The sequence below is a fragment of the Pseudomonas sp. LPB4.O genome (assembly GCF_038383825.1).
Lineage (GTDB): Bacteria > Pseudomonadota > Gammaproteobacteria > Pseudomonadales > Pseudomonadaceae > Aquipseudomonas > Aquipseudomonas putida.
The window spans coordinates 5,223,444-5,248,909 of record NZ_CP151298.1 but is presented as its reverse complement, the minus strand read 5'-3'; the positions used below and the strand labels follow the sequence as shown (position 1 = coordinate 5,248,909).

30 protein-coding genes are annotated in these 25,466 nt (G+C 63.7%); 14 read left to right on the top strand and 16 right to left on the bottom strand.

The features are described 5' to 3' along the window. Window positions 1-74 precede the first annotated feature (74 nt). Entirely contained in the window at window positions 75-977 is a 903-nt protein-coding gene (locus tag MRBLPB4O_RS23760; RefSeq protein ID WP_341796772.1) for an alpha/beta fold hydrolase, read from the top strand. Window positions 978-1,021: 44 nt separating this feature from the next. On the opposite strand, the gene MRBLPB4O_RS23755 is transcribed toward MRBLPB4O_RS23760, so the two are convergent. The 4 genes from MRBLPB4O_RS23755 to MRBLPB4O_RS23740 all read right to left on the bottom strand — a co-directional run bounded on the left by MRBLPB4O_RS23755 (window position 1,022) and on the right by MRBLPB4O_RS23740 (window position 2,992). Then, window positions 1,022-1,363 carry a HopJ type III effector protein gene (locus MRBLPB4O_RS23755; protein ID WP_016497941.1) on the bottom strand — a complete coding sequence of 114 codons (342 nt, stop codon included), beginning with the start codon at window positions 1,361-1,363 and terminating at the stop codon, window positions 1,022-1,024. Next, complete coding sequence (locus MRBLPB4O_RS23750; RefSeq protein ID WP_341796771.1) at window positions 1,356-1,652, bottom strand: DUF1244 domain-containing protein; 297 nt, start codon at window positions 1,650-1,652, stop codon at window positions 1,356-1,358. Before MRBLPB4O_RS23750 ends, MRBLPB4O_RS23755 begins: the two co-directional genes overlap by 8 nt. Before the next feature lie 9 nt (window positions 1,653-1,661). Further along, entirely contained in the window at window positions 1,662-2,354 is a 693-nt protein-coding gene (gene folM, locus MRBLPB4O_RS23745) for a dihydromonapterin reductase (protein WP_059395190.1), read from the bottom strand. 77 nt (window positions 2,355-2,431) lie between these two features. Continuing rightward, the gene (locus MRBLPB4O_RS23740; protein WP_049275446.1) at window positions 2,432-2,992 is read right to left on the bottom strand and encodes an antibiotic biosynthesis monooxygenase; all 561 of its coding nucleotides are present in this window, start codon (window positions 2,990-2,992) and stop codon (window positions 2,432-2,434) included. Between the two features lie 219 nt (window positions 2,993-3,211). Between MRBLPB4O_RS23740 and MRBLPB4O_RS23735 the strand changes: the two genes are divergently transcribed. Next, the gene (locus MRBLPB4O_RS23735; protein WP_341798926.1) at window positions 3,212-4,147 is read left to right on the top strand and encodes a MerR family transcriptional regulator; all 936 of its coding nucleotides are present in this window, start codon (window positions 3,212-3,214) and stop codon (window positions 4,145-4,147) included. Here MRBLPB4O_RS23735 and MRBLPB4O_RS23730 read toward each other — a convergent pair. Next, complete coding sequence (locus tag MRBLPB4O_RS23730; protein WP_049275444.1) at window positions 4,132-4,749, bottom strand: PilZ domain-containing protein; 618 nt, start codon at window positions 4,747-4,749, stop codon at window positions 4,132-4,134. The two genes, MRBLPB4O_RS23735 and MRBLPB4O_RS23730, sit on opposite strands and share 16 nt — an antisense overlap. A gap of 59 nt (window positions 4,750-4,808) precedes the next feature. Continuing rightward, window positions 4,809-5,237 (bottom strand): PAS domain S-box protein, encoded by a 429-nt coding sequence (locus tag MRBLPB4O_RS23725; RefSeq protein ID WP_341796770.1) that lies wholly within the window; start codon window positions 5,235-5,237, stop codon window positions 4,809-4,811. Window positions 5,238-5,353: 116 nt separating this feature from the next. Between MRBLPB4O_RS23725 and MRBLPB4O_RS23720 the strand changes: the two genes are divergently transcribed. Continuing rightward, window positions 5,354-5,809 carry a flavodoxin gene (locus tag MRBLPB4O_RS23720; protein ID WP_174369724.1) on the top strand — a complete coding sequence of 152 codons (456 nt, stop codon included), beginning with the start codon at window positions 5,354-5,356 and terminating at the stop codon, window positions 5,807-5,809. 69 nt (window positions 5,810-5,878) lie between these two features. On the opposite strand, the gene MRBLPB4O_RS23715 is transcribed toward MRBLPB4O_RS23720, so the two are convergent. After that, on the bottom strand, window positions 5,879-6,772 hold the full coding sequence (locus MRBLPB4O_RS23715; protein ID WP_341796769.1) for a LysR family transcriptional regulator: 894 nt from the start codon (window positions 6,770-6,772) through the stop codon (window positions 5,879-5,881). Between the two features lie 98 nt (window positions 6,773-6,870). On the opposite strand from MRBLPB4O_RS23715, the gene MRBLPB4O_RS23710 reads away from it, so the two are divergent. The 4 genes from MRBLPB4O_RS23710 (at window position 6,871) to MRBLPB4O_RS23695 (ending at window position 10,041) form a co-directional block, all read left to right on the top strand. After that, window positions 6,871-7,257 carry a CidA/LrgA family protein gene (locus tag MRBLPB4O_RS23710; protein ID WP_016497949.1) on the top strand — a complete coding sequence of 129 codons (387 nt, stop codon included), beginning with the start codon at window positions 6,871-6,873 and terminating at the stop codon, window positions 7,255-7,257. After that, a complete protein-coding gene (locus tag MRBLPB4O_RS23705) occupies window positions 7,247-7,933 on the top strand; it encodes an LrgB family protein (protein WP_016497950.1) in 687 nt (228 codons plus the stop codon). Before MRBLPB4O_RS23710 ends, MRBLPB4O_RS23705 begins: the two co-directional genes overlap by 11 nt. Before the next feature lie 176 nt (window positions 7,934-8,109). Continuing rightward, the gene (locus MRBLPB4O_RS23700; RefSeq protein WP_341796768.1) at window positions 8,110-9,015 is read left to right on the top strand and encodes an alpha/beta hydrolase; all 906 of its coding nucleotides are present in this window, start codon (window positions 8,110-8,112) and stop codon (window positions 9,013-9,015) included. A gap of 114 nt (window positions 9,016-9,129) precedes the next feature. Continuing rightward, a complete protein-coding gene (locus MRBLPB4O_RS23695; RefSeq protein WP_341796767.1) occupies window positions 9,130-10,041 on the top strand; it encodes an SDR family oxidoreductase in 912 nt (303 codons plus the stop codon). Window positions 10,042-10,313: 272 nt separating this feature from the next. On the opposite strand, the gene MRBLPB4O_RS23690 is transcribed toward MRBLPB4O_RS23695, so the two are convergent. Next, entirely contained in the window at window positions 10,314-11,096 is a 783-nt protein-coding gene (locus tag MRBLPB4O_RS23690; RefSeq protein WP_016497953.1) for an IclR family transcriptional regulator, read from the bottom strand. Between the two features lie 174 nt (window positions 11,097-11,270). On the opposite strand from MRBLPB4O_RS23690, the gene hmgA reads away from it, so the two are divergent. The 3 genes from hmgA to maiA are packed head-to-tail and all read left to right on the top strand — an operon-like array spanning window position 11,271 to window position 14,513. Further along, window positions 11,271-12,572, top strand: a complete 1,302-nt coding sequence (gene hmgA, locus MRBLPB4O_RS23685) for a homogentisate 1,2-dioxygenase (RefSeq protein WP_059395185.1) — start codon at window positions 11,271-11,273, stop codon at window positions 12,570-12,572. Between the two features lie 3 nt (window positions 12,573-12,575). Further along, window positions 12,576-13,868: a fumarylacetoacetase gene (gene fahA, locus MRBLPB4O_RS23680; RefSeq protein ID WP_341796766.1), complete on the top strand. Its 1,293-nt coding sequence runs from the start codon at window positions 12,576-12,578 to the stop codon at window positions 13,866-13,868. A 12-nt stretch (window positions 13,869-13,880) separates the two neighbouring features. After that, window positions 13,881-14,513 (top strand): maleylacetoacetate isomerase, encoded by a 633-nt coding sequence (maiA, locus tag MRBLPB4O_RS23675; RefSeq protein WP_341796765.1) that lies wholly within the window; start codon window positions 13,881-13,883, stop codon window positions 14,511-14,513. Here maiA and MRBLPB4O_RS23670 read toward each other — a convergent pair. After that, window positions 14,507-15,313, bottom strand: a complete 807-nt coding sequence (locus MRBLPB4O_RS23670) for a tetratricopeptide repeat protein (RefSeq protein WP_341796764.1) — start codon at window positions 15,311-15,313, stop codon at window positions 14,507-14,509. The genes maiA and MRBLPB4O_RS23670 overlap by 7 nt on opposite strands. 124 nt (window positions 15,314-15,437) lie before the next feature. On the opposite strand from MRBLPB4O_RS23670, the gene MRBLPB4O_RS23665 reads away from it, so the two are divergent. Continuing rightward, window positions 15,438-16,457 (top strand): Glu/Leu/Phe/Val dehydrogenase dimerization domain-containing protein, encoded by a 1,020-nt coding sequence (locus MRBLPB4O_RS23665; protein ID WP_258653978.1) that lies wholly within the window; start codon window positions 15,438-15,440, stop codon window positions 16,455-16,457. Between the two features lie 62 nt (window positions 16,458-16,519). Here MRBLPB4O_RS23665 and MRBLPB4O_RS23660 read toward each other — a convergent pair whose 3' ends face one another. Further along, entirely contained in the window at window positions 16,520-16,783 is a 264-nt protein-coding gene (locus MRBLPB4O_RS23660) for a YebG family protein (protein WP_341796763.1), read from the bottom strand. A 298-nt stretch (window positions 16,784-17,081) separates the two neighbouring features. Here MRBLPB4O_RS23660 and MRBLPB4O_RS23655 point away from each other — a divergent pair, with 298 nt between their 5' ends. Beyond that, window positions 17,082-17,552 carry a phosphate-starvation-inducible PsiE family protein gene (locus MRBLPB4O_RS23655; protein WP_016497960.1) on the top strand — a complete coding sequence of 157 codons (471 nt, stop codon included), beginning with the start codon at window positions 17,082-17,084 and terminating at the stop codon, window positions 17,550-17,552. Between the two features lie 3 nt (window positions 17,553-17,555). Here the strand turns inward: MRBLPB4O_RS23655 and MRBLPB4O_RS23650 are convergent, their stop codons facing one another. Further along, a complete protein-coding gene (locus MRBLPB4O_RS23650; protein ID WP_341796762.1) occupies window positions 17,556-17,846 on the bottom strand; it encodes a DUF3509 domain-containing protein in 291 nt (96 codons plus the stop codon). 141 nt (window positions 17,847-17,987) lie between these two features. Between MRBLPB4O_RS23650 and MRBLPB4O_RS23645 the strand changes: the two genes are divergently transcribed. Beyond that, window positions 17,988-19,946, top strand: coding sequence for a pilus assembly protein TadG-related protein (locus MRBLPB4O_RS23645; protein ID WP_341796761.1), 1,959 nt, complete (start codon window positions 17,988-17,990; stop codon window positions 19,944-19,946). On the opposite strand, the gene MRBLPB4O_RS23640 is transcribed toward MRBLPB4O_RS23645, so the two are convergent. Both MRBLPB4O_RS23640 and MRBLPB4O_RS23635 read right to left on the bottom strand, forming a co-directional pair. Then, entirely contained in the window at window positions 19,931-22,576 is a 2,646-nt protein-coding gene (locus tag MRBLPB4O_RS23640) for an ATP-binding protein (protein ID WP_341796760.1), read from the bottom strand. The two genes, MRBLPB4O_RS23645 and MRBLPB4O_RS23640, sit on opposite strands and share 16 nt — an antisense overlap. Next, window positions 22,573-23,016 carry a TadE/TadG family type IV pilus assembly protein gene (locus tag MRBLPB4O_RS23635; protein ID WP_341796759.1) on the bottom strand — a complete coding sequence of 148 codons (444 nt, stop codon included), beginning with the start codon at window positions 23,014-23,016 and terminating at the stop codon, window positions 22,573-22,575. The genes MRBLPB4O_RS23640 and MRBLPB4O_RS23635 overlap by 4 nt, the downstream gene beginning before the upstream one ends. Before the next feature lie 75 nt (window positions 23,017-23,091). Here MRBLPB4O_RS23635 and MRBLPB4O_RS23630 point away from each other — a divergent pair, with 75 nt between their 5' ends. Next, window positions 23,092-23,529 (top strand): A24 family peptidase, encoded by a 438-nt coding sequence (locus MRBLPB4O_RS23630; protein ID WP_341798925.1) that lies wholly within the window; start codon window positions 23,092-23,094, stop codon window positions 23,527-23,529. A gap of 57 nt (window positions 23,530-23,586) precedes the next feature. On the opposite strand, the gene MRBLPB4O_RS23625 is transcribed toward MRBLPB4O_RS23630, so the two are convergent. The 3 genes from MRBLPB4O_RS23625 to MRBLPB4O_RS23615 are packed head-to-tail and all read right to left on the bottom strand — an operon-like array spanning window position 23,587 to window position 25,465. Then, entirely contained in the window at window positions 23,587-23,850 is a 264-nt protein-coding gene (locus tag MRBLPB4O_RS23625) for a DUF3613 domain-containing protein (RefSeq protein WP_341796758.1), read from the bottom strand. Between the two features lie 15 nt (window positions 23,851-23,865). Beyond that, entirely contained in the window at window positions 23,866-24,567 is a 702-nt protein-coding gene (locus MRBLPB4O_RS23620) for a tetratricopeptide repeat protein (RefSeq protein ID WP_016497966.1), read from the bottom strand. Window positions 24,568-24,577: 10 nt separating this feature from the next. Continuing rightward, window positions 24,578-25,465 (bottom strand): type II secretion system F family protein, encoded by an 888-nt coding sequence (locus MRBLPB4O_RS23615; RefSeq protein ID WP_059395171.1) that lies wholly within the window; start codon window positions 25,463-25,465, stop codon window positions 24,578-24,580. Between the last annotated feature and the right edge of the window lies 1 nt (window position 25,466).

Genomic DNA, 25,466 nt, shown 5'->3' with positions numbered 1-25,466 from the left:
GTTTACCCGCGAAGAGGGCGGTACAGGCTACAAAATCTTTGCTAGTTTTGGCGCACAACAACAGGGAATGCGCCATGAGCAGCCTCGCCCAACCCGCCACCCACTTTCGCCAGGCCACAGCCGATGGCTACAGCCTCGGCGGCTTCTGCTGGCGTCACGCCCAGCCTGACCCCCAGCGCCCGCTGGTGATCATCAACGCGGCCACTTCGGTACGCTGCCGCTACTACTCCCGCTTTGCCGACTACCTGTTTGCCCAGGGCTGCGATGTGCTGACCTACGACTACCGTGGCATCGGCGAATCTCGCCCGGTTTCGTTGCGCGGCTTCCAGGCATCGTGGAGCGACTGGGGCCGTCTGGATTTCGAAGCGATGTTGGCGCATGCAGCCGAGCGTTTCCCCGGCCAGCCAATAGACGTGGTGGGGCACAGTTTTGGCGGTTGTGCAGTAGGCCTGGCACCGTCGGCTGGCCAGATACGCAGGGTAGTGATGGTAGGCGCACAGTTTGCCTACTGGCGCGATTACGCGGCTGATCAACGCTGGCGGCTGTTCGGCAAATGGCATGTGGTGATGCCTTTGCTTACCCGCGCTTTGGGCTACTTCCCCGGCAAGCGTCTGGGCTGGATGGAAGACACCCCGGCAGGGGTGGTGGATGACTGGACCACCCGTACGCCACGCTATGAGCACCGGCCAAGTGGGCGCCGGCTGGAGAGGGTACCGTTTGCACATGTCCAGGCAGCGACGCTGGCCATCAGCTTGTCCGATGACCCGTTTGGCACTGTGGCGGCGACCGAGCGGTTGCTGAGTTATCTACAGGGTGCCCGGCACCTGCGTATCGCGCCTGTGGATATCTCGGTCGTGGAGATTGGCCATTTCGCGTTTTTCCATGACCGGTTTCGCGAGAGCCTGTGGCCGGTGGCCTTGCAGTGGTTGCAATGGGGAGCGCTGGACCACGGGGTACCCGGCACCCTCATGGATTGAGGGTGGGTTCAGGATTTTGGGGCCGCAAAGCGGTCCCAGCTATCTCAAGCCTTGCGCGACAGCGGCTGCCCGGCAAATTTCACACCGGCCAAACCATGCTCGATCAGCGCACGGATATTGCCATGGTCGCTGCCCTCAGGCGTGGCCACCACATCACGGTAGTGCTCGCCAAAGGCCAGCAGCGCTTCCTGGTCGCTCAGCCCTTCCAGCAAAGCCAGGCCCAAGGTCTTGCACGAACCTTCGTTCTGCCCGGCCGCGTTCTCCACGCCGCCGTTGTTGAAGGCCTGCGGCTGGTAGCTGTAGTTGTCGGCAATGAACGCCAGGGTATCGGCAAATACATGTTGGCCGCTGGCCAGGCTGGCGCGCAGGGTGTTCAGATCAGTCACGAGGTTTTCCTTTTTCGAACGCCGCCTGTTGGTCGGCGCTGGCTTCTTTCTGGTATTGGGCTTTCCACTCGGCGTAGGGCATGCCATATACCGCTTCGCGGGCGTCGTCCAGGCTCAGGTCGAGCTGGCGCTCGTCGGCCGCGGCCTTGTACCACTTGGACAGGCAGTTGCGGCAGAAACCGGACAGGTTCATCAGGTCGATGTTCTGTACGTCGGTGCGCTTTTGCAGGTGTTCGACCAGGCGCCGGAACGCGGCGGCTTCGAGTTCGAGCTTTTGCTGTGGGGTCATGGGCTTCTCTCAGGTCATGCGGTTCTTCAAGTGGCGGCCACCATTGATGACCACCTGGCTACCGGTGCTGTACTGGCTGGCGAGCAGGTATTTGACTGTCTCGATCAGCGGGCCGGCGCCGGGTTCGAACTCCAGCAGGGCCTTTTTCAGGGTTTGCTGGCGGTAGGCTTCGTCGCCCCCTTCCTTGAGGATCAGCAGCCCGGGCAGGATACCGTTCACGTGCACCGTGGGTGCATATTTTTCAGCGAACGACAGCACCATGTTCTGCAGCGCAGCCTTGGTGGCGGCGTAGCCAATATGGCTTTTGCTGCCGCGCGAAGAGGTTTCGTCGCAGATGTGGATGATGTCGGCCTTTTCCACCTTGGCAAGCAAGTCGCCCAGGGCCAGGTTGAGGTGGTAGGGCGCTTCGACGTGCAGGCGGAACATGGTATCGAGGTTGTCGAGCCCGTCATCGAGCCACAGCGAGGCGTTGTGGATGATGGCGCGCAGGCCGTCGTAATGGCTGTGCAGGTGATCGATCAGGGCCTGGCGGTCGGCCGCCAGGCACAGGTCGGCCTGAAACTGCACGATGTTCGGGTGGGCCGTGTGTGGCTGGACGCTGCGGCTGGCACTGACCACCGTATGGCCGGCCTGTGCCAGTTCAAGGGCCAGGGCCAGCCCGACGCGCTGGCTGGCTCCGGTAACGAGAATGGGGCTGTTCATTTCGGGGCGGTCAACTTGTCTGTCGTTTGGTTGCCGCCCAGCATACCCGAACTGTTTCCCTGTTGTATGGCCTGGCCTCAGCGGCTGCGCAGGGCGCCAGTGGTGGCAGGTGAGGCATGCAGCCAACTGGCCAGCAGGCGGGTGGACAGGGGGATGAACAGGTACACCATGACCGGCGTCAGGGCCAGGGTGCTGAGCATTACCCGGGGCAGCAGGTCCAGCGTGGCCAGCCAGGGGCCAAACAGCAGGTTGAACGCCAGCGACACCGGGAAGAACGCCAGCCAGATGGCCACGGCCTGCTTCCAGCGCGGTGGTTTTTGCACCGTATTGGTGCCAAACCAGTCGTCGATGCCACTGACGCGCGCTTCTTTGGGGCGTTCGAACAGGCCGTTGCCGCGTTGCAGCCAAGCCCGGCGCGAGGCGGAATGCTCCCAGGCATGCAGGGTGGGTTCGTCGCTGAAGCGGAAGATGATCTGGAATTCGTCGCCATCGCGGGGCGGGGCGAGGATGCCCGAACCGAGGTAGCCGGGGAAGTCGGTGGCCAGCTGCTCGCCTTCATGCAGCCAGGCCAGCAGGTCCTGGTAGCGGCCATGGGCGGCGCGGCGCGACACCATCAAGGTGACGGGTGGGGTAGACATCGTGTATCTCCTGGCAACGGGGCTGGCGGGTAGCTGGCCCCCTTTGGCTACGTGGCCCGGGGTGGTGGGCAACGCAGGTGTGCATGCAAGAATCGGGCGCGGATTATCGCGCATGTGTGATCTTCGCCGAATGTCAGCCGGCAAACGGTTGCACCCTGCGATCGGTGTCGGCGTAGTAGAATGAGCGCTCAACTTCCGCACTCAGGGTACGCCGTGCAGATGAACGAACAGGGACGTGATCCGCTGATCGAAGTGGGTCTTGAGCAGCAGGAGCTGTTTCCGATCCGCGAAGTTTCCCGACTGACGGGCGTCAACGCCGTGACCCTGCGTGCCTGGGAGCGCCGCTACGGGCTGATTCAGCCAACCCGCACCGACAGTGGCCACCGCCTTTATTCCCAAGCGGACATCGATGACATCCGCCGTATCCTCGGCTGGCTTGAGCGCGGTGTGGCGGTGAGTAAAGTGGGCAGCATCCTCGCTCGCGGTCATGCCCTCGCCGAGCAGGTCAGCGGGGCGACGGACGTCTGGTTGCGCTGGCAGCACCAGGTGCGTCAGGCCGTGCAGCAGTTTGACATGGCCGGCCTGGACCGGCTGTTCGACGAGGTGTTTGCTGCCAACACCCTGGACCAGGTGTTCGCCGAGGTGTTCATGCCGGTTTGGCACGACCTGGCGGCGGGGCAGGGCGGCTATGGGGAGGCCAGCGAGTGGTTGTTCCTCGACCAGTTCTTGCGTGGCCGGGTATTTGCCCGTTTGCAGCTCGCCCACGTGCCGCGTGGTCGCACAGTGCTGCTGGCAGCGTTGCCAGGGCAATGCCACGAACTGGAATTACTGGTGACCGGCCTGAGCCTGGGCAGCGACGAGATTGGCGTGACGCCCTTGGCGAGCGGGCAGCCGCTGCAGGAGCTGGCGCTGGTCTGCGAACGCCTGAAACCAGATGCCCTGGTGCTGTTTTCCCACCACCCACCCACGGCGGAGCTCACCCGACGACTGGTGCGCATGGCTGCGGTACTGGAATGCCCGTTGTTGCTGGCCGGCGAAGCTGCAGAAGTGGCACAGGACCACCTGGCAGGCAGCCTGGTAGCGTGCCTTGGTGCGCAGGGTAGTGTGATGCGCCAGCGCTTGCGGCAGTTTCTGGCCGGTCAGCTCGATACCTGAGTGTGCAGTTCGGGGTGCGCCTGGCGATGGGCCTGGAGGATATAGTCGCGCAGGCGGTCGATCTCTTCGGCCGGGCTCTGGCCCAGGTCGTAGGCCGCCAGGTCCGGGCCGATGCGCCGGCCCAGTACACCATGCAATTCGATCGGGCTGATATCGCCCGGGGCGAAGCGCAACTCGAAACGGGTGGGCGCCGCTGGCAAGCCGCGGATCTCCACCAGTACACCTTTGAACGAAATATCGCGAACCCACAGGCCGCTTTGCTGATCATGGCTATCGAGCAACGGGCTGGGCGTTTCCATCGACAGGCGCCACGCGCGCAGCATGGGGCCGTCTTCGTAGATTTCGGGTGAACCCACTTGAAGGTGCAGGGCGTGGAACTCGTCTTCCACCAACTGCAGCGGGAAGCTGATCTGCTGGTTGTTGAACTGGGCTTGCAAAGTCACCTGTTCGTTGGCCACCAGGCGGGTCAGCAAGCTCTGGATACGACGGTCGCCATTGACCAGCAGACTCGACATGGAGTCTGCCAGGTTCAGCTGCGGCGAATGCTGCATGCTCTGGATGAAATCCAGTTCGTCCTGGGTCAGGAGCGCGTCTGCTTGCATGATCGAACTCGGTGGTGGCGATTTCTTCAACGAAATTGACCGTGCGTGGCGTATTTGGTTCAGGCGCGTTCGTCGGGTTTCGGACAAACGCGCAGTTCGGCAAGCTCCCGCTCAAGTTGGACCTGGCGGCTGACGTCCTTCTGAATACCGATGAAATAGGTCCGCTGTTCAGCGTCGAGCCTTACCGGGGTGATCGACAGCTCGTTCCAGAACGCGCTGCCATCCTTGCGGTAATTGCGCAGCACTTCGCGACAGGGGCGGCCTTCGGCCAAGGCCCTGCGGATGCGGGCACGGCCAAGCTGGTCACGGTCGTCGGCCTGCAGGAAGCGGCAATCCTGGTAGAGGATTTCGTCGCGGCTATAGCCGGTCAGGCGTTCGAAAGCGGCGTTCACGTAGATCAGGATGGTGTCGTCGCCTTCCTGTTCGGCAACCACGATCCCGTCATTGGACGCATTGACCATCGATTGCAGCAATTGCGCGTTGATCATGTCTGGGCCATTGAGCAAAGAAAGGCTGAAGGCGGCGACTTTGGTAGAGGCGGCCTTTTGCCAGCGCTGGATGCTAGTATCCTACGTTTTCACTCAGTTTCGGAATCCTCTACCCGATGAAAGTCGCCATTATTTCCGGATCGGTCTATGGCACCGCCGAAGAAGTCGCCCGTCACGCCGAATCGCTGTTGAAGGCTGGAGGCCTGGAGGCCTGGCATGCGGCGCGTGCCACCCTGCAGGATCTTGAAGGTTTTGCCCCAGACGCCTTGCTGGCTGTGACCTCGACCACCGGCATGGGCGAGCTGCCGGACAACCTCATGCCGTTGTACTGCGCCATTCGTGACACCCTGCCTGCGGCCTGGCGTGGCCTGCCGGGTGCAGTCATTGCGCTGGGCGACGCCAGCTACGGTGACACCTACTGTGGTGGTGGCGAACAAATGCGCGAGCTGTTTGCCGAGTTGGGTGTGCGCGAAGTGCAGCCGATGCTGCGCCTGGATGCCAGCGAGACCGTGACCCCGGAAGCCGATGCGGAGCCGTGGTTGGCGGAGCTTGTTCAAGCGTTGAAAGCCTGACGGGGCCTTTTCGCTTGGTCTGGCCTCTTTGCGGGTAAACCCGCGAAAGGGCCGGCACTGGCTAAATCATTAGCTACTGCCCGGCACCGGCCACTCGCGCAGCAACGCCAACCAGGCCTGCGCCGCCCGTGACAGGTACGCCCCGCGCCGCCAGATAAAGGCAATATCCCAACGTAAATCCTGCGGCGAACGCAGCGGCAAACGCACCACCCCGGGGCGCTCAAGCGCTTTTGCCACCACCCGGGGCAGCAACACCACACCCTGGCCCGCCGCCACCAGCGCTGCCAAAAAATCCGCCTGGCCGCTGCGCCCGCCTTCCTTCGGGGTAAAGCCTTGCTGCTGGCACGCCTTCAGCAGCCGGTCATTGAGCACGAAGCTGCGCTGATAGAGCAGGAACGGTGTATCGGCCAGTTGCGCCAGGTCCACCCCGTCCAGGCCCGCCAAGGCATGGCCAGCCGGCAGCAGGGCATCCAGCGGTTCGTTGCAAAACGGTTGGTAGTCGAACGCTTCGTCGCTGGGCGTCAGGCTGCCACCCAATTCCAGTTCGCCACTCCTGACCGCCTGCTCGACGCTGCGGCTGCCACCTTCGAGCAACTGGATCGCAATGTTCGGGTGACGCCGCCGGTACTCGGCGAACAAACCGGCGAACAAGGCGTCGCTGCCCAGCATGGGCAAGCCCAGGCGCAGCTCGCCACGCTCCATCTGGCTAAGGTCGTCCAGCTCGTTGAGCAGTGCCTGGCGCTGACGCAGCAGGGCTTCGCCACGCTCCAGCACAATGCGTCCGGCTGCCGTCAGGTGCAGCTGCGAGGCCTGGCGCTCCAGAAGTGGCTGGCCCACATCTTGCTCCAGCTGGGCCACCTGCTTGCTTACAGCCGACTGGCTGATATGCAGGGTGTGGGCCGCCTGGGTGAAACCGCCGCGGTGGACCACTTCGATAAAGCTGCGTAGCTGTTTGAATTCCATCCCCTGAATTCCATTATGGAATGGCGATCAGTCTAACAATTCGCTTCTGGCCTAGGCAGCCGAATCTTAAAATAAGGGTCTGTCGAGGAACCCGCATCATGAAACCCGCGTTGTTGAAAAAAGCCCTGCGCCTGCTTGTCGAGCTGGCGATCCTTTGTTCTTTGTTCCTGCTCGGAGGCCAGCTTGCCAGTTGGCTGGGCTGGCCGATTCCTGGCGGCGTGATGGGCCTGGCACTGTTGTTGATACTGTTCGCTTCGGGTGTGCTCAAGCCGGCCATGTTGCAACTGGGCGCGGGCTGGCTGATGGCCGAGATGCTGCTGTTTTTCATCCCGGCGCTGATGAGCCTGCTGGATTACGGCTCGCTCATCCGTGAAGAAGGCTGGCGCATCTTGCTGGTGATCGCCGTGAGCACGCTGATGGTGATGGTGGTGACTGCCTTGACCGTGGAACTGGTGTGCCGCTGGAGCTTGCGCCATGAGCCTTGAACCCATGCCGCTGTTCTGGCTGGCCCTGACCTTGCTGGCTTACCTGGGCAGCCGTTGGCTATACCGGCGCAGCAAGCGCTACCTGCTGTCGCCGTTGATATTGGTACCCGTGCTGCTGCTGGCCGTGGCGGTGCCGCTGCATACCGCCTATGCAGAGTATGCCCGCAATACCCATTGGTTGATGAGCGTGCTCGGCCCGGTGACTGTGGCCTTCGCGGTGCCGATCTGGCAGCAGCGGGCCATGCTGGCGCGCCATTGGCCGGCCCTGATGGTGGGCATGGTGGCAGGCAGCAGTGCCTCGATCGCCAGCTCCTGGGGCCTTGCGCATCTGCTGGCGCTGGACAGTGCAACCAGCCTGTCGCTGGTGCCGCGTTCGATCACCACGCCGTTTGCCATGCCCTTGGCCCATGACCTGGGTGGCGTGCCGGAACTGACGGCGGTGTTCGTGATGTTCACCGGCGTGCTCGGCGCCATGTTCGGTGGCGTGCTGCTGCGCTGGTTGCCGTTGCGCACGCCCCTGGCACGGGGTGCACTGTTTGGCGTCGGGGCGCACGGTGCCGGGGTCAGCCGGGCTCAGGAGGTGGGCCGCGAGGAAGGCTCGGTGGCCGGCCTGGTCATGGTCCTGACCGGGTTGTTGAACCTGTTCGCGGCACCGCTGCTGGCCATGCTGCTCTGACCGTTCGTGCCACTGACTCGCTCAGTCATCAAGCTGGCTGGCAACGCAAGTTTCAGCCCATGGCCTGCTGGCTAGACTCTGCCTCGACATAGAGAGCACATGTATGTGCCGAGGTGACATGCAATGACCGCAGCCTTGCCCTATTCCGCCAACACCACTTCACCGGGACCGTTCTGATGCCTATGGCCGAAATTCCATTGTGCGTCTGGCGTACCCGGGGACAGAGTTTCACTTTCCGGGGCCAGAGCATCCGCTACTGGACCGCAGGGCAAGGAGAGCCCCTGCTTCTGTTACACGGTTTCCCCACCGCCAGCTGGGATTGGCACTATTTGTGGGGGCCTTTGAGCCAACGCTTCAGGGTGATCGCTTGCGACATGCTGGGCTTTGGCGATTCGGCCAAGCCTGTCGATCACGCCTACAGCCTGATGGAGCAGGCAGACTTGCAGCAGGCTTTGCTTGGCCACCTGCAGGTCGACCAGCCGGTGCACCTGCTGGCCCACGACTACGGCGGCAGCGTCGCCCAGGAGCTGCTGGCGCGGCACCATGAGCAGCGTGCCGAGGTTGCCAGCTGTGTGTTCCTCAACAGCGGGCTGTTCCCCGAAAGCTGCCGCATGTTGCTGATCCAGAAGCTGCTGCTCAGCCGGTTCGGCTGGCTGGTGGGGCGTTCGTTCGGGCGTGACGACCTGGTGCGCAACGTGACCCAGGTCTATGGCCCTTGCACCCACCCCAGCGAAAGTGCCCTGGATGATTTCTGGAGCCTGATCACCGCCAACCGGGGCACTCGTATCCTGCACAAGCTGGTGAGCTACATGCCCGAACGCAGATTGCACCGCGAGCGCTGGGTCGGGGCGATGCAGCGCACAGGCGTGCCACTGCGCCTGATCAATGGCGTGGTCGACCCGCTGTCCGGCGCGCACATGCTCGAGCGCTACCGGCAACTGGTGCCGGAGGCGGACACCGTGCAGCTACCAGGTATCGGCCATTACCCGCACACTGAAGCGCCAGTGCAGGTGCTGCGTCACTACCTGGCCTTTCGTGAGCAGCTTGTGAGCTTCTATACGCAGAAAGTGGCGTGGTCCTGATCGGGCCGCATCGCCCTGCGTTATTGCCAGGCATTCAGCCTGCGTGAGCTTTGTTGTCCGCCCGTTGTTTGCGGCGGACACTCGGCTTACCTGAACCTGCCTGGAGCCATGAGCATGAGCGAGCCTGTCCGTCTGCAAGATCGCGTGGTGATTGTCACCGGAGCCGGCGGTGGCCTGGGCCGTGCCCATGCGCTGCTGTTCGCCGCACGTGGCGCCAAGGTGGTGGTGAACGACCTCGGCGGCTCTACCCACGGTGAAGGTGCCAGCGCCTCGGCCGCCGATCGTGTGGTGGAGCAGATACGCGCCGCTGGTGGCACCGCCATCGCCAACCACGACTCGGTCAGCCAGGGTGCACGTATTGTCGAGCAGGCCCTGGACAGCTTTGGCCGGGTTGATGTGCTGGTGAACAATGCCGGTATCCTGCGTGACAAGACGTTCCACAAGATGGACGACAGCGACTGGGAGCAGGTTTACCAGGTGCATGTCGAAGGGGCCTACAAAGTCACCCGGGCTGCCTGGCCACACCTGCGCGAGCAGAACTGGGGGCGGGTGATCTTCACCGCTTCTACCTCTGGCATTTACGGCAATTTCGGCCAGGCCAACTACGGCATGGCCAAGCTGGGCTTGTACGGGCTGACCCGCACCCTGGCGATCGAAGGGCGCAAGCACGGCATCCTGGTCAACGCCATCGCCCCCACCGGTGGCACGCGCATGACCGAAGGGCTGATCCCGCCCCAGGTATTCGAGCGGCTCAAGCCCGAGCTGGTCAGCCCGCTGGTGGTGTACCTGGGCAGCGAGCAGTGCCAGGGCACGGGTGAGCTGTTCGAGGTAGGCGGCGGCTGGGTGGGCAAGGTGCGTTGGGAGCGCAGCCTGGGGGTGGGCTTCGATCCGCGCGAAGGCTTTACCCCGGAGCAGGTGGCCGAGAACTGGGCACGGATCGGGGACTTTGACGGGGCGGTGCATCCGCAGGACAGTTTGCAGGCGCTGCAGCAGATGATGGCGAACCTGCAGAAGTATCCGCTGTAGAGAGCTTGCAGGGTACTTTGTGGGACCGCGTCATCCAGTCGAGAGCGCATGTTGTTCAGTGCAAAAAAAAGGCCGCTGCAAGCCGCAGCGGCCAATCGAGACGTCAGATCAAGGAGCTTCAAAATCTACGTCGGTGAACCTCGCAGGCATGAAAAGCGGGGGGAGAGCCCTTCATGCCGGCCAGTGAGTCAAGAATAAGCGCTTGATCCCATGGGAAAAATAGCGGCTTATGACATTCACCTTTACGTATCGGGCAATAGTGCTGCGGCCACTCAGGCAGCGGGCGAATAGCCCATGCGCCAGCTGGTTTCCCGCGCAGCCGCCAGCAGCCGTTGCGCCGCCGGGCCATGTTCGTCGGCGTGGAAGATCGACGTCGGCCCGACCACGGTCATCACCGCCGCAACCTGCCCCATGGCATTGAACACGGGCGCCGACAGCGCATCCACGCCCGGCATCAGCAGCCCGTGCACATGGTGCAGGCCGCGTTCGCGAATGCCCGCCAATACCGCCTGGTAATCGTCGGCACTCTGCTGCAGGGCGGCCAGTTCCCGGTCACGTAGCTCCACGGTCTCGCGTTCCGGCAGGTAGGCGGCGAACACCAGGCCGGTGGACGAGGTGAGCAGCGGCAGCACCGAGCCCATCTGCGTGACCACGGTAACTGCACGCACCGCAGGTTCGATGCTGACCACAGTTGCGCCCTGGTTGCCCCACACCGCAATGAAGCAGCTCTCGTTCAGTTCGTCGCGCAGCTGCGACAGCGGCAGTGCGGCAATCTTCAGCACATCGATGCTGCCCAGCGCCGCCAGCCCGACCCGCAATGCCTCACGGCCCAAACCGTAATGGTTGGTGGCCGCATCCTGCTCGGCAAAACCGCTGGCAATCAGCGCCTGCAGGTAGCGGTGCACCTTGCTCGCCGGCATCTGCACATGCTCCGACAGGCGCGACAGCGAGGTGGAGGGGGAGAGTTCGGCAAGGGCTTTGAGGATGTCTGTGCCAACCTCCGCCGAGCGGACTTTCTGCTTGCCGTTGTCGGCGGAGGAGCTGGCTTTGGTCATGGACATCTGCTTCCGGATTCTTCGAGTCGCGCCTTTATAGCTTGACGCCATGCCCGTAGCAAATTACGTTATTCGTAATCTGATTACGATAAAAACAATGCAGACGCGCTGTCACCCCGCATCGGGCCAGCAGCCAGCTGCCAGCAACGGCTCGGTCAGAGCCCGGAGGCATCGATGACTCGCGACACATCACCCGACCTTCACTACCTCAGCGGCTTCGGCAACGAGTTTGCCAGCGAAGCGCTGCCGGGTGCCTTGCCGGTCGGGCAGAACTCGCCGCAGAAGGCGCCTTATGGGCTGTACGCCGAATTGCTCTCGGGCACGGCGTTCACCATGGCCCGCAGCGAGCTGCGCCGTACCTGGCTGTATCGCATTCGCCCGTCTGCATTGCACCCGCGTTTCGAGCGGCTGGCGCGCCAGCCGCTGACCGCGCCGCTGGGGGCCATCAACCCCAACCGCCTGCGCTGGAGCCCCCAGCCGATACCTGCCGAGCCCACCGATTTCATCGAAGGCTGGCTGCCCATGGTGGCCAACGCCCCGGCGCAGAAACCGGCCGGCGTGAGCATCTACATCTACTGCGCCAACCGTTCCATGGAGCGGGTGTTCTTCAACGCCGACGGTGAACTGCTGCTGGTGCCGGAACAGGGCCGCCTGCGCATTGCCACCGAACTGGGTGTAATGGAAGTCGGCCCCCTGGAAATCGCGGTAATTCCGCGCGGCATGAAGTTCCGCGTCGAACTGCTCGACGGCCAGGCCCGTGGCTATATCGCCGAAAACCACGGTGCACCGCTGCGTATTCCAGAGCTGGGCCCGATTGGCAGCAACGGCCTGGCCAACCCGCGCGACTTCCTCACCCCGGTGGCGCACTACGAAGAGGCCGAAGGGCCGGTGCAACTGGTGCAGAAGTTCCTCGGCGAGCATTGGGCCTGCGAACTGCAGCACTCACCGCTGGATGTGGTTGCCTGGCACGGCAGCAACGTGCCGTACAAATACGACCTGCGCCGTTTCAACACCATCGGTACGGTCAGCTTCGACCACCCGGACCCGTCGATCTTCACCGTGCTGACTTCGCCGACCAGCGTGCATGGCCTGGCCAATATGGACTTCGTGATCTTCCCACCACGCTGGATGGTGGCCGAGAACACCTTCCGTCCGCCATGGTTCCACCGCAACCTCATGAACGAGTTCATGGGCTTGATCAGCGGTGCCTATGATGCCAAGGCCGAGGGCTTCCTGCCCGGTGGTGCCTCGCTGCACGGGGTGATGAGCGCCCACGGCCCCGACGCCGAAACCTGCGAAAAAGCCATTGCCGCCGACCTGGCGCCGCACAAGATCGATAACACCATGGCCTTCATGTTCGAGACCAGCCAAGTGCTGCGCCCGAGCCAGCAGGCCCTTGAATGCCCGCAATTGCAGGCCGACTACGATAGTTGCTGGGCCACCTTGCCGAGCACCTTCAACCCGAACCGGAGATAACCGATGAACCACACTGCCAATGCCCGTAGCTGGGTCGAGCACGCCAACGGGCACAACGACTTCCCGCTGCAGAACCTGCCATTGGGTATCTTCAGCCGGCCAGGTGAAGCCAGGCGCTGTGGCGTGGCCATCGGCGACGCGATCCTTGACCTGGAGGCGGTACTGGCCGCCGGCCTGTTCGACGGCGCCGCCAAGGCCGCCGTGGAAGCCACCCGTGGGGGTGCACTGAACGCATTCTTCGCGCTGGGCCGCAGCGCCCGTGTCGCCCTGCGCGAGCGCTTGCAGGTACTGCTTGGCGAACACAGCGAACACCAGGCGGCGCTGCAAGCCGCACTGTACCCGGCCAGTGCCTGCCAGTTGCATGTACCTGCGCAGATCGGTGACTACACCGACTTCTACGTGGGCATCGAGCACGCAAAAAACGTGGGCAAGCTGTTCCGCCCCGACAACCCGCTGCTGCCAAACTACAAGTACGTGCCGATCGGTTATCACGGCCGCGCCTCGACCATCCGCACGTCCGGCACCGATGTACGCCGGCCCAAGGGCCAGACCTTGCCGGCCGGGCACACCGAGCCGAGCTTCGGCCCTTGCGCGCGGCTGGACTACGAACTGGAACTGGGCATCTGGATTGGCCAGGGCAATGACATGGGCCAGGCGATCCCGATTGGCGATGCTGCCGAGCACGTAGCCGGCCTGTGCCTGCTCAACGACTGGTCGGCGCGTGATATCCAGGCTTGGGAATACCAGCCATTGGGGCCGTTCCTGTCCAAAAGCTTCATTACTACCATCTCGCCTTGGGTAGTCACGGCTGAAGCGCTGGAGCCGTTCCGCTGCGCCCAGCCGGCACGCCCGGATGGCGACCCGCAGCCACTGTCGTACCTGCTGGACAAGCGCGACCAGGCCGCCGGTGCATTCGATATCGAACTTGAAGTGCTGCTGCTGACCGAGCGCATGCGCGAGCAGGGCGCTGCCCCGCACCGCCTGACCCTGAGCAACACCCGCAGCATGTACTGGACCGTGGCGCAGCTGGTGGCGCACCACAGCGTCAACGGCTGCCAACTGCAGCCGGGCGACCTGTTCGGTTCGGGCACATTGTCGGGCGCCACGCCGGGTTCTTACGGCAGCCTGCTGGAGATCACCGAAGGCGGCAAGCTGCCGGTTGAACTGGCCAGCGGCGAGGTGCGCAAGTTCCTCGAAGACGGCGACGAGATCATCCTGCGTGCCCGCTGCACGCGTGACGGCGTGCCCAGCATCGGCTTCGGCGAATGCCGTGGCACGGTCATCGCGGCCCACTGAGGAGGCAGGGGCATGGAGCTGTACACCTATTACCGTTCCACCTCGTCCTACCGGGTGCGCATTGCCCTGGCACTGAAGGGGCTGGCCTACCAGTCCTTGCCGGTCAACCTGCTAAAGGGTGAGCAGCGCGGTGCGGGCTATGTCGCCGTCAACCCGCAGGGCCGCGTGCCGGCCTTGCGCACCGACGGCGGCGAATTGCTGGTGCAGTCACCCGCGATCATCGAGTACTTGGAAGAGGTTTATCCACAGCCTGCACTGCTGCCGGCCACGGCCGAAGCGCGCGCGAAGGTACGCGGCGTGGCGGCAATCATTGGCTGCGACGTTCATCCGCTACACAACGTCAGCGTGCTCAACCGGTTGCGTCAGGCCGGCCAGGACGAAGGCCAGGTCAACCAGTGGATCGGCCACTGGATCAGCCAGGGGTTGGCAGCGGTGGAGCAACTGATCGGTGACCATGGCTTTTGCTTCGGTGAGCAACCGGGGCTGGCGGATGTGTACTTGATCCCGCAGCTGTATGCCGCCGAGCGCTTCAACATCGACCTCAACAGCTACCCGCGCATCCTTCGGGTTGCCGCCCTGGCGGCCGTGCACCCGGCATTCGCCAAGGCCCACCCAGCCCAGCAGCCGGACAGCCCGGTTCAGTGAAGCGAACGGTTCGCCGTCGGAAGCTTGCCGATCCGCTCGGACAGCTTCAGGCGCTGGACCGGGTCTTCCGTCAGCAGTAACGCATGCTCCAGGTCGAAGCGCTCGGCCTGTGGGCAGTCCAGGTGCTTGTACAGCGAAGCGCGGGTCACGTAGTCGCTGACTTGAACCGGGCCCAGCTGCATGATCCGCTCGGCATCGATCAAGGCCGCCAGGTGGTTGTCGTTGCTGATGTGCAGCTGGCGCAGGTTGCGTGACAGCCGTTGCAGCATCTGCAGCGGGCTGGCGCTGCGCAGGTGCTCCGCCGTCAGCGCAACGTGCGGGCCAAACTGGCGCGCCAGCAGCTCACGGCAATCATTGGGGTACAGGCGCCGGCCACCACAGGGGTCGAGCAGGTGGTCGGCACCCGGCACGCGCAGCAGGAAATGGCCAGGGAAGCCCACACCCTCCAGCGGGATGGACAGCCGCTGGGCCAGCTCCAGGGCAAGGATGGCCAAGGTCAGTGGTTGGCCACGGCGGCGTTGTAGCACCTTGTCCATCATCGCGGCCTGCGGGCGCAGGGGGTGGTACTCATCCTGCTGAAAGCCCAGGGCATTGAGTTGGCGCAGCAGTGGCTGGGCCAGTTCGCACAGTGGCAGCATCGGCAGGTTGGCGCTGATCTCACGCTGCAGGTCATGCAGCATGGCAAGGCTGGCCGCGGGCTCGACGCTGCGGTCGTGCTCGGCGGCAATCCATAATGCGGCTTCCAGCAGGGCGACAGGCTCGCGTTCCAGGCAGGCCAGGCAGGCTTGACGTGGCTTCATGGGGGATCTCCACACACGCTTGAGTATTAGCTGTGGCGGGCGGTTTCGTCCAGTGGTCCGGCAGCCACGCCAGCTTCGGGGCCGTGCCTATACTGGAAGGAGCACCTCGTGGGGGAGCCTGTCGATGTTCGCACTGATGCAAAGCACCCGTACCCAGTCACTGCACCTGTTCAACGACCCGTCTACGGGCCTGAAAGCGGTCGTGGCGATCCACAGCGAGCAGCTGGGCCCAGCCATGGGCGGTTGCCGCTATCTGCCTTACGCCGATGACGAAAGCGCCATGACCGACGCCATTCGCCTGGCCCAAGGCATGAGCTACAAGGCGGCGCTGGCGGGCTTGCCGCTGGGTGGGGGCAAGGCGGTGATCATGCGCAACCCGCATGTGGAGAACCGCGCCGCGCTGTTCGAGGCCTTTGGCCGCTTCATCGATACCTTGCATGGGCGTTTCATCATCGCCGTAGACAGCGGCACCTCGACCCTGGACATGGACTGCATCGCCCAGAGTACCCCCCATGTGACCAGCACCACGGCCTCGGGTGACCCCTCGCCGCATGCGGCGATGGGGGTGTTCGCCGGCATTCGTGCCACCACCTCGTTTCGGCTGGGCAGCGATGACCTCAGAGGGCTGCGGGTCGCGGTACAGGGGCTGGGCAATGTCGGGTATGCGCTGGCGGAGCAACTGCATGCGGTGGGCGCGGAGCTGCTGGTCAGCGACCTGGACCCAGGGCGTGTGCGCTTGGCGATGGAGCAGTTCGATGCAAAACCTGTGACCAACGATGCGTTGATCAGCACCCCTTGTGACATCTTCGCACCCTGCGGCGTGGGGCCGGTGCTGAACGGGCAGAGCGTGATGCAGCTGCGCTGTGCGGCAGTGGCGGGGGCGGCCAACAACCAGCTGACTACCTTGCAGGTGGCAGACCAGCTGGAATCACGCGGGATACTGTATGCGCCAGACTACGTGATCAATGCCGGTGGGCTGATCTATGTGGCGCTGACCCACCGTGGCGAAGACCTGGGCACCATCACCGCGCACCTGGCGCGCATTCCTTCACGGCTGACCGAAGTGTTTGGCCATGCGCAGGCGGAAAAACGTTCGCCGGCGCGGGTGGCGCAGATGCTGGCGGAGCGGTTGTTGTATGGCTGAAGGTTGATACTGGCTTTGCTGGCCTATTCGCGGGTTTACCCGCGAAGCAGGCGGCGCCGATGTTACTCGGTTGCGCCACCTTCCAGCAGTTCGGCCAACGCATCCGGCTGGCTTTTGAACGCCCGAGCGAACACATCGCGATTCTTGGCCATGTAGATACCGGCTTCCTCGACCTGCTGCTCCGTCAGCGACGGCACTGCCTTGTGCAGTACTTCAGCGAGGCGCTCGGCCAGCTCGAGCATCTTGTCGTGACGGTCTGCTTCGGCCTTATCCATAAACAAGCGCTCCGGGTCGCGGCTGCTGCGGTACACCACTTCGACGGCCATTCATCACCTCTATGCCTTTTTGCTGGTTGTGTTGCGATTTACTGTATCTATATACAGTAATGGCAATATTGGTTGGTTCGCAAGCAGAAATTGTAGCGTGGCCAAGGGAAGCAGTACCTGTGGGAGCGGGTTCACCCGCGAAAGGGCCGGCCCAGGCGACCTGTCTTCTTGCCATGCCCAAAGTGCCTTGCGGCAATCGGTCGCCTTCCAAGACAGGGGCCTGGCCCTTTAACTGCATGGCACAAGCGTCACACGGGTGACGCATCATCCTTAAAGTCGTATCGGGGAATGGAACATCGTGAACATCAAATGGGCAGAAAAACTGCGCAAAGGCCTGCACGGCTCGGCCGACTCGCTGGGCAACCTGTGCGTCGAGGCGTTCCATTACCTGGCGTTGTTCGGCATTGGCGCGATCACTGCCTACGCGGCGGTGGCGACGTTCCTGGAAATGCTGGGCAAGGGCGGGATCAGTGTCGATGACATCCTGCTGCTGTTCATCTACCTGGAGCTGGGGGCGATGGTCGGTATCTACTTCAAGACCAACCACATGCCGATCCGCTTCCTGCTGTACGTGGCCATCACCGCGCTGACCCGCCTGCTGATCGGTGATGTCTCGCACCACAAGGCACCGGACGAAGGGTTGCTGTACCTGTGCGGGGGCATCCTGTTGCTGGCGTTCTCGATCCTGGTGGTGCGCTACGCCTCGTACCGCTACCCCTCGACCAAGGTGCTGGATGCCAATGGCAAGGCAGTGGAGGAGGGCAAGTAGCCCTCAGTTGGCAACGAAATGGCGCGGCTCGTTACGGGCGTCACGGGTGAGCGCGGCCAGCACCTGCATGGGGTTCTGGCTGAGTTCGATGGCAAGGCCCAGGCGGATGCTGTCGATCACCCGTTGCAGGCGTACCGGGTCGTTGCGCTGGGCCTGGGTGATGAGGCGCTTGGCGACTACGCCGGCGTCGTCCGAGAGGGTCAGCATGATGCTGCCGTCGAGGTTGGCGATGCTCAGGTTGACCCGGTATTCGGGGGCGAATGCAGCACTGATTCGGTCGAAAGGGTTGTTCATGCCTGGGGCCTGCTAAGAATGTCTGCAGAAGTTGACCGGGCACTGCCAGGTTGGTTCCTGCAAGGCAATTAGCCATCATCGCAACTACACTCCTTGAACCGCAGCCGCGACGCATGGCCAGTGGCCGGCAAAGGAGTGCCCGTGGTTCCCTCATCTGCTGCCCGTCAACGTGGCGCAATTGGCCTCATGGCGGTGATAACCCTGGGCCTTGCCCTGTTGTTCATGCTGGTGGTGATCGACAGCGGCCGCCTGTACCTGGAGCAGCGCAAGCTGCAGCGCATTGCCGACATGTCGGCGCTGGAGGCGGCAGGCCAGTTTGCCGTGTGCACCGGCAGCGGGCCCCAGGCCAACGCGATTGCCCGCACAGCCGCCACCCGCAACGGCCACGCGGCCAGCAACCCGCTGACCGCCAGTTGCGGGTACTTGCAGACCGGCGCCAACAGCTTGCGCACCTTCACCAGTGACAACAATCGCAATGAAGCCATCCGCGTGGATGTGAGCAACACGGTGCCCACCAGTGTTGCGGCGGGGGTGTATAGCCTGGCGCAGGGCAGTGGTGTGCCGTTGACCACGACCTTGCAGGCGCACGCGGTGGCATCGTCGCCTCTGCCGCCGCAGGCGATGTTGACCATTCGGACCACGCTGGCGACCGTCGATTCGCGGCAGTCGGTTTTGCTCAATGCACTGCTCGGCGCCTTGGGCGGTTCCGTTCAGCTGGATGTAGCCGGCTGGCAAGGCATCGCCAGCACCCAACTCAATTTGCTCCGCTATCTCGACCAGCTGGCCATCGACCTCAAGCTCAAGGCAGGCGACTACCAGCAATTGCTCACTGCCAACGCCACCGCTACGCAATTGCTGCAAGCGGCTGTAAAGGTGCTGCAGCAGAGCGGTGCAGCGGCAAATGTGGTGACCAACCTTGGCAAGCTGGCCCTTGGTGCCAGCAACAGTACGTTGCTGCAGCTGGGCGACTTGCTCGATATTCAGAACGGTACGGCGCAGGCCGGGCTGGATGCCAATATTCAGTTGCTGCAATTGGTGCAGGGGGTCATTCAGCTGGCGGTCAGCGAAAGTGCTGCAACGGTGGATTTACCAATAACCGTGTTAGGGCTGGTCAATGGCCGGGTGCGTCTGATGGTGATCGAGCCTCAGCAGATTTCGGCGGTGGGCGACCCGCGCACGAACGAGTTGCGGGTGCATACCGCACAGGTGCGGGCGATGATTTCGCTAGAGTTGCCGTTGCTGGATTCTGTGTTCGGGCTCGCTAACGCAGTGCTCGACCTGGTGTCGCCGCTGACCAACGTGATCAATAACCTGCTCAGCCTGAACCTGGCCAGCACGTTGCAATCGGTGCTCTGCCTGGTGGGCATACCCTGCACGGTCAGTGACATCATTCTGGTGCCGGATAAACTGTCGCTGGATATAGGGCTGGAGGTCGCCGAGGCCACCACGCGTCTCAACCCCCAATCACCCGATACATTCAGTTGCTCACCCAAGCGTCTGACGACGCAAACCCAGAGCTCAGCGGCCAAGGTTGCAGTCGGGCGTTTTGAGTCCGCCAATGCGTTCTTCACCAATGGCACCACGGCCGTAAAGGCTTTGCCGTTGGTAGACATTGGTTCCAAGCGATGCACTCGGCTTTTGATACTGCCTGCAACCTGTGAGGCCCGTATGCCCTTCGTCGGCGGCGGCCTCGGCCTGCGGGTCAACAGCAAGCTGCTGGGCAGCGGTGCCGTCGAGCGCCCGCTGATCTTCCAGGCGCCCAACAGCACCCCACCAAACATTGGCCTTACCCCCGCTTACCAAAGCATGCAAACCGCCAGCAGCAACGTGGTTGGCAGCCTCACCGACACGCTGCAAGGCATACAACTGGAAGCTTACAAACCCACCGTCAATAGCGGCCTCGGCGACGTGCTGGTTATCGTTGGCAGCGTGCTTAGCGGCGTCAAGGGCATTGTCGAGCCCCTGATCAAAAACCTGCTGAGCCCGTTGCTTGACCCCTTGGTGAACGTGCTGCTGAAAGTATTGGGCATCGACCTGGTCAACGCCGAAGTCGGCGCCAACCTCAGTTGCTCCAGCGGCCGCGCTCAGCTGGCGTTGTAGAGCGGCAACCACACTCGCAAGCACGCACCTTCATTGCCGTTGTGCGCTTCCAGCCGGCCGCCCATTGCTTCGACGATGCTGTGGCTGACCGACAAACCGAGGCCGGTGCCCATGCCGGCGGGCTTGGTGGTGAAGAACGGTTCGAAGATGCGTTCGAGCAGGCGCGGGTCGACGCCACCGCCGTTGTCTTCCACCAGCAGGCACAGTTGCCCGTCCTCGACGCGCTGGCTCACACTGATCCGCGGCTTGGCAACCCGTCGTTCGAGCAGCGCATCACGGGCGTTGACCAGCAGGTTGATCAGTACCTGTTCGAGCTGGTCCTCATGGCCCAGTACTTCCGGGCACAGGTCGGGCTCTTCGATGTGCAATGCCACGCCTTTGCCGCTCAACCCTTCCGCCAGCAACCCCAGCGCACCGTGCACTGCTACCCACGCCGCGAACACATGCTGTTCGACCTCGGAGCGGCGCCCATAGGTGCGCAGGTGCTCCACCAGGTGCGCCACGCGCTCGACCTGGGCGTCGATGCGTTGCAGCTTGCCCGTCACATACTCGGCATCGACCTCACCGCTTTCCAGGCGCTTGATGGTATTGACCAACGCCAGGCGCATGGTACTCAACGGCTGGTTGATTTCATGCACCAGGCCCGTTGCCAATTCGCCCAAGGTGGCCATCTTGGCCCCTTGCCGCAGTTGCTGCTGGCTGTGGCGTACTTCGGTATTGTCGCGCCCCACCGCCTGCACTTCCTGCAACTGGCCGTGCTCATCGAACAGGCCACGCTCGGCCCACACCCACCAGGCTGTTCTGCGCCCAGGCAGTTGCAGGCAGATTTCGGCACTGGCCAAGGGCTGCGCCGGCGTCAACCGCGCCAGGCGCTGGAGAAAGGCCGAATGTTGGCTGTCGGATAGCCACTGACCAAGGTTCATGCCCGTCAATTGTTGTGGTGCGCACTCCAGCTGTTCGGCTAGCGGGTGGTTGCCAAACAGCAGTTCGAGGTCTGGGCGGTAGCGGCAGATCATGGCCGGCGAGTCTTCTACCAGCACGCGGTAGCGCTCCTCGCTCTGGCGCACCTGCTCGGCCGCCTCGGTCGCTTCGCTGACGTCCAGCCACAGGCCGACTGCCTCGACAGGCTGGCCCAGGTCATCACGCAGCAGGCGGGCTTCGTCCAGTATCCAGTGGTAGCGGCCAAGGTGGTCGCGCAGGCGGTAGCGGCTGCGGGCCTGGCCGTCGCGCAACAGCGTGCGGGTGCGTTCCAGCCACAACCAGCGGTCGTCGGGGTGCAGCGTCTGGCCTGGCTGGCGGGCCTGTTCGCTGTCCGGCTCCCAGCCCAGCAGCGGCGTCAGGCTGGCGCTGAAGAATTCACTGTGCAGTGCACCTTCGGCATAGCGCTGGACGTAAATCACTGCGGGCGAGCTGGCGATCAGGTTTTCCAGCCGCGCGCGTGCGGCGCCGGCCTGCAGCTCCTGGGCCTTCAGCGCGCTGATATCGAGCAGAAATCCTTGGACCTGACGGCCGTGCAACTGGCCTACCCACTGCAGCCAGCGCGGGCTTGCCAGGCTGTTGGCTGGCAGAAGGCGCAGGTTCAGGTTCAAGGCAATGCCTTCGCGCAGTTGCTCCAGCGCCATGCGTGCGGCTTCGCGGTCGGCCGGGTGCAAGCGCTCCAACCATTGCTCGGCGGTCGCTTCCGGCGGCACGCCCAGGCGCAAGGCCAGGGCCGGGTCAAACTGCAGCGGCCCCTGCAGGGGCCATGACCACCAGCCAGCGCCCAGTTGCTGTTGCAGTTCATCCAGGTGGCGTGAGCGTTGCCGCAACTGCTGCTGACGCAGGCGAGTGAGCAGGGGTTCGATCAGCGCTTGCAGCAGGGCAGCGACCGTTTCGCTGGTCGGCGGCCGTGGCGCGCCCGCGCACAGCAACCAGGCCTGCACGGTATGGCCGTGCAGGTAGGGCACGGCCAACAATGGCAAACCGGCGCACCATGGCTGCAACAGCGGGTTTCCAGCAGCTATTTCGCGGCCCCGAGGCGGTAGTGTTTGCAGCCAGGGGCGCAAGCGCTCGTCCTCGGCCCAGGGCCAGTCGTTGTCGCTGCAGGTGTAGGTGTACCAGCCGCTATCGCCCGGCAGCATCAGGCGCACAGAGCCGGCATGCCAGTGCTCGGCCAGTTGCTGCAGTTGTTCGGTGGCTGTCAGCAGCAGGCGTTCTTCGTCGCAGTCACGCAGCCTGCGGCCAAGCTCCGTTGCCAGCTTCTGCTGGGTGAGGCGATGGCCGTGCTGCTCGCGTTCGCCCAGCAGGTCACCGATATCGAACACCTGCAGCAGCCAGCCATCGGCCTGTCGCTGAAGCCAGCCACGGGTGTGCAGGGCAGGGCCGTGAACGGTCGCAAAATCAAGGTCCAGCGGTTGCCCCTGCCAGTCGGCGGGGAGGCCTTCAAGTACCAGCCAGCTTTGCCGTTGCAGGTAGTCATGCACACGCGGGGCGCTGTGTGAATTTGCAGGCAGCACCGTGCGCAGGGGCCCGGCCAGGCGCAGCACGTGCCCCTGGTCATCCAGCCAGAGTTGCAGCCCCACCGCCTGCGGGGCCGGCTCGGCCTGCGCGGTGGCCGGGCCGCCCAGCCAGCGATCGAAAAGGCCGCTCATAGCTGCAAGCTCGCTTCGGCCCGCAGGCGATCGGGCAGGTGCGGCACTTCACCGATCAGCGGCAGGACCAGCATCGGCAGCACGTTGGTCAGTTTCGTTTTGGGGTAATTGATGGTCACGGTCAGCAATTTGTTGGCGCCCAGGGTTACCTGCGCGTCACTGGCGGGCTGGAAGTTGAACGCGGCAGGCATCCACTGCAACTGTTGGCCGATGACCTGGTGGGCCAGGTCCTGCACATCGGTGGTGTAGCTGGCGCTGTTCGGGTCCAGGGCCACGCAGCGCCGCACGGCCTCGGCGCTGGCCTGGTTGAATGACTGCAGCATCAGCATGGGCAAGGTGTAGCTGACCAGGCCGTAGAACACCGCGAAAAAAATCATGAATACGGCCGCGAACTCAATGGCCGCTGCGCCGTTTTGCCGTTTTGCCGGGCCTGCTTTCATGATTGCGTCTACCCTGACCATGAATCCTGAGTAACAGCATAGAACCGATCGACGAACAGGGATGGCCAATTGCCTATACACAGCCTTGCAGTGCTTGTCTGGCTTGCGTTGTGCGCCGGTCAGGATGCCCGGGAGCGGCAGATTTCCAATGTCCTGACGCTCGGTGTTGCCGCCTGTGCGCTGGTTTGGTTGCTGGCCACCGGGAACAGTTGGCTAGGTGCCCAGGGCAGCGATGCAGCGCTGGCTTTCGTCATCGTCCTGTTACTGACGCTGCCTGGCTACATGCTTGGCCAGTTCGGGGCTGGGGACGTCAAGCTGCTTGGCGCGCTGGCGCTGGCTACCAGCGTGGACCACGTGCTCGGTACCTTCATTGGTGCCGGAGTGGCACTGGTGGCATGGCAGATGGTGCGGCGCAGGGCACGCCAGCCGGGGGAGAAGAGGCCGTTTGCGCCTTTTTTGCTGGCCGGTTTTGCCGTTTCGCTTGCCTGGCTTGAGTGTCGCGGCGGCTGTTAGATCGAGCGCCGCCCGCGCGGCGCTCGATCTAACAGGCGACGCAAAAATACCCGCGAACTAATTATTCCGCTCTGTCATCTTGGTCCAGCGGTAGAAGTCGGGGATTTCGTACTTGTAGGTATCCAGCCAGCGCTGCATGGACTGGTCACGCTCCCGCGCGGTTTGCACCTGCAGGCGCGTGGATGCCTGTTCGCCGCTGGACTGCACGCGCAACAGCCGTTCGGTGGCCGTCTCATCCGTAGCGGCATGGCGCGGGTATTCCTCGGCCATCAACGTCGCGCTGCCTACGCAGCAGGCCAGTAGCATCACGTACCTGATCATGATCACCTCCGCGTATCAATTGACCATCATGTCCGGGGCCCTGGCCGATGCAATCGGGCCTCGGCCGCCGGCCTTGATCTTGCCGGCCCGCGCCTGGGCTTCGGCAAATTGCCCGGCTTTGAGCTGCAGCCGGCCGACCAGGTCGGTGGCCTGCTGCCAGTTGTCCTGCACCAGCGCCAAGGTCACCAGGTTGACCGCAGACAGCGTGTTGTCGTCCTTCAGTTCGATTGCCGTCAGCAACTCGAAGCGCGCCTGGTCATAGCGCCCCAGGTTCATCAGCACCACGCCAAGGTCGTTGCGCACCCGCTCGTCGGTAGGCGCAAGCCGTACGGCGCGTTGCAGGTTCTGCAGGGCCTGTACGTCGTCACCGCGGGCCGATGCCAGTTGGCCCAGGCCGTGCTCGCCTTCGGCAGCCAGGCAACCGCCGAGCAGGCTGCGGTACAAGGGCTCGGCCTCGCTGAGGCCAAGCAGCCGTGACACCTTGGCCTTGCGCAGGCGCACCTGGTCGAAGGTGTCCGGCAGTTGCTGCAGGTGGGCAAGGCTGGCGTGCGGGCGCCCGTCGTTGAGCATTTCGTCTGCCAGGTTCAGTGCCAGTTGCTGGTCGGCGTCCGGCTTGCTGCAACTGGCGGTGGCGAACAACTGGCGCAGGCCTTCGGGCTGTTGCCCGGCGCATCCGGTCAGCAACACCAGGCTCGCGCACAACAGGATTGTCTTCATCAATCAGTCCTCATGGGCTCAACGCCCGCGCCAATGCAGAAAAGCCTGGCCCGGCAAGGACAATGAGCAAGGCCGGAAACAGGAACACCATCATCACTGCCGACATCTTTGCCGACATCATCGATACCCGTTCTTGCAGGCGGGTCAGGCGACGGTCGTCGAGCAGCGCCTTCAGTGCCTGCAACGACTTCATCGCGCCGCTGCCCTGTGTCAGCAACTGGCGCAGGATCACGCAGGTATCGGTGAACTCATCCACAGCCAGCAACTGGGCGACCTTTTCCAGTTCCGGGCCGAGCGCCATGCCCGAATCCACCCGCTGCAGCACCTGGCGCAGCTCTGCGCTGATGTGCGGGATCAACGTCCGGCCTTCGTGGCTCAGCACGCGCAGGGCCTGTTCAACGGCCAGGCCGGTCTCGAAGAGAATCCGCAGCAAGGGGATCATCAGGCTGACCTCTTCTGCGATGCGCCGCTGGCGGCGGGCCGCAGCCACGGCCAACAGGCGCTTGGGCAACAGGTAACCGACGCCCAGCGCGCACAATGGCCAGACCATCCAGCCGGCCGCGGCGCTGCCCTTGAACCCCTGTTGCAACAACAGCGTCAGCGCCACCGCCAGCAGCGGCAGGCCCAGCTGAACAGCCGCAAACAGGGCGCGCTGGCGGCTGCGGCGCCAGCCGATCCGCTCAAGCAGGGCCTGGCTTTCGCCGTCGAATTTCTGTAGCCGCTGCCCCCACGCGCTGCTGCCCAGCCACTGCAGCCAGTCGCCCAGGCGTTCGTCGCGGGTCAGTCGCCCTTGCAGACGTCGGGTCACCAGTACCCGCGCTCGCCATTGGCGAATAACCTGCAGACCAAACAGGCTGGCGGCGATGAACAGGCACAGGGCGCAGATCAGCAAGGCCATG

Bases quoted from the DNA above. Each gene is read 5' to 3' on its own strand.
- MRBLPB4O_RS23760 (WP_341796772.1), top strand. From the start codon at position 75: ATGAGCAGCCTCGCCCAACCCGCCACCCACTTTCGCCAGGCCACAGCC.
- MRBLPB4O_RS23750 (WP_341796771.1), bottom strand. From the start codon at position 1,652: ATGACCCCACAGCAAAAGCTCGAACTCGAAGCCGCCGCGTTCCGGCGC.
- folM (WP_059395190.1), bottom strand. From the start codon at position 2,354: ATGAACAGCCCCATTCTCGTTACCGGAGCCAGCCAGCGCGTCGGGCTG.
- MRBLPB4O_RS23740 (WP_049275446.1), bottom strand. From the start codon at position 2,992: ATGTCTACCCCACCCGTCACCTTGATGGTGTCGCGCCGCGCCGCCCAT.
- MRBLPB4O_RS23735 (WP_341798926.1), top strand. From the start codon at position 3,212: ATGAACGAACAGGGACGTGATCCGCTGATCGAAGTGGGTCTTGAGCAG.
- MRBLPB4O_RS23730 (WP_049275444.1), bottom strand. From the start codon at position 4,749: ATGCAAGCAGACGCGCTCCTGACCCAGGACGAACTGGATTTCATCCAG.
- MRBLPB4O_RS23725 (WP_341796770.1), bottom strand. From the start codon at position 5,237: ATGATCAACGCGCAATTGCTGCAATCGATGGTCAATGCGTCCAATGAC.
- MRBLPB4O_RS23720 (WP_174369724.1), top strand. From the start codon at position 5,354: ATGAAAGTCGCCATTATTTCCGGATCGGTCTATGGCACCGCCGAAGAA.
- MRBLPB4O_RS23715 (WP_341796769.1), bottom strand. From the start codon at position 6,772: ATGGAATTCAAACAGCTACGCAGCTTTATCGAAGTGGTCCACCGCGGC.
- MRBLPB4O_RS23710 (WP_016497949.1), top strand. From the start codon at position 6,871: ATGAAACCCGCGTTGTTGAAAAAAGCCCTGCGCCTGCTTGTCGAGCTG.
- MRBLPB4O_RS23705 (WP_016497950.1), top strand. From the start codon at position 7,247: ATGAGCCTTGAACCCATGCCGCTGTTCTGGCTGGCCCTGACCTTGCTG.
- MRBLPB4O_RS23700 (WP_341796768.1), top strand. From the start codon at position 8,110: ATGCCTATGGCCGAAATTCCATTGTGCGTCTGGCGTACCCGGGGACAG.
- MRBLPB4O_RS23695 (WP_341796767.1), top strand. From the start codon at position 9,130: ATGAGCGAGCCTGTCCGTCTGCAAGATCGCGTGGTGATTGTCACCGGA.
- MRBLPB4O_RS23690 (WP_016497953.1), bottom strand. From the start codon at position 11,096: ATGACCAAAGCCAGCTCCTCCGCCGACAACGGCAAGCAGAAAGTCCGC.
- hmgA (WP_059395185.1), top strand. From the start codon at position 11,271: ATGACTCGCGACACATCACCCGACCTTCACTACCTCAGCGGCTTCGGC.
- fahA (WP_341796766.1), top strand. From the start codon at position 12,576: ATGAACCACACTGCCAATGCCCGTAGCTGGGTCGAGCACGCCAACGGG.
- maiA (WP_341796765.1), top strand. From the start codon at position 13,881: ATGGAGCTGTACACCTATTACCGTTCCACCTCGTCCTACCGGGTGCGC.
- MRBLPB4O_RS23670 (WP_341796764.1), bottom strand. From the start codon at position 15,313: ATGAAGCCACGTCAAGCCTGCCTGGCCTGCCTGGAACGCGAGCCTGTC.
- MRBLPB4O_RS23665 (WP_258653978.1), top strand. From the start codon at position 15,438: ATGTTCGCACTGATGCAAAGCACCCGTACCCAGTCACTGCACCTGTTC.
- MRBLPB4O_RS23660 (WP_341796763.1), bottom strand. From the start codon at position 16,783: ATGGCCGTCGAAGTGGTGTACCGCAGCAGCCGCGACCCGGAGCGCTTG.
- MRBLPB4O_RS23650 (WP_341796762.1), bottom strand. From the start codon at position 17,846: ATGAACAACCCTTTCGACCGAATCAGTGCTGCATTCGCCCCCGAATAC.
- MRBLPB4O_RS23640 (WP_341796760.1), bottom strand. From the start codon at position 22,576: ATGAGCGGCCTTTTCGATCGCTGGCTGGGCGGCCCGGCCACCGCGCAG.
- MRBLPB4O_RS23635 (WP_341796759.1), bottom strand. From the start codon at position 23,016: ATGAAAGCAGGCCCGGCAAAACGGCAAAACGGCGCAGCGGCCATTGAG.
- MRBLPB4O_RS23625 (WP_341796758.1), bottom strand. From the start codon at position 23,850: ATGATCAGGTACGTGATGCTACTGGCCTGCTGCGTAGGCAGCGCGACG.
- MRBLPB4O_RS23620 (WP_016497966.1), bottom strand. From the start codon at position 24,567: ATGAAGACAATCCTGTTGTGCGCGAGCCTGGTGTTGCTGACCGGATGC.
- MRBLPB4O_RS23615 (WP_059395171.1), bottom strand. From the start codon at position 25,465: ATGGCCTTGCTGATCTGCGCCCTGTGCCTGTTCATCGCCGCCAGCCTG.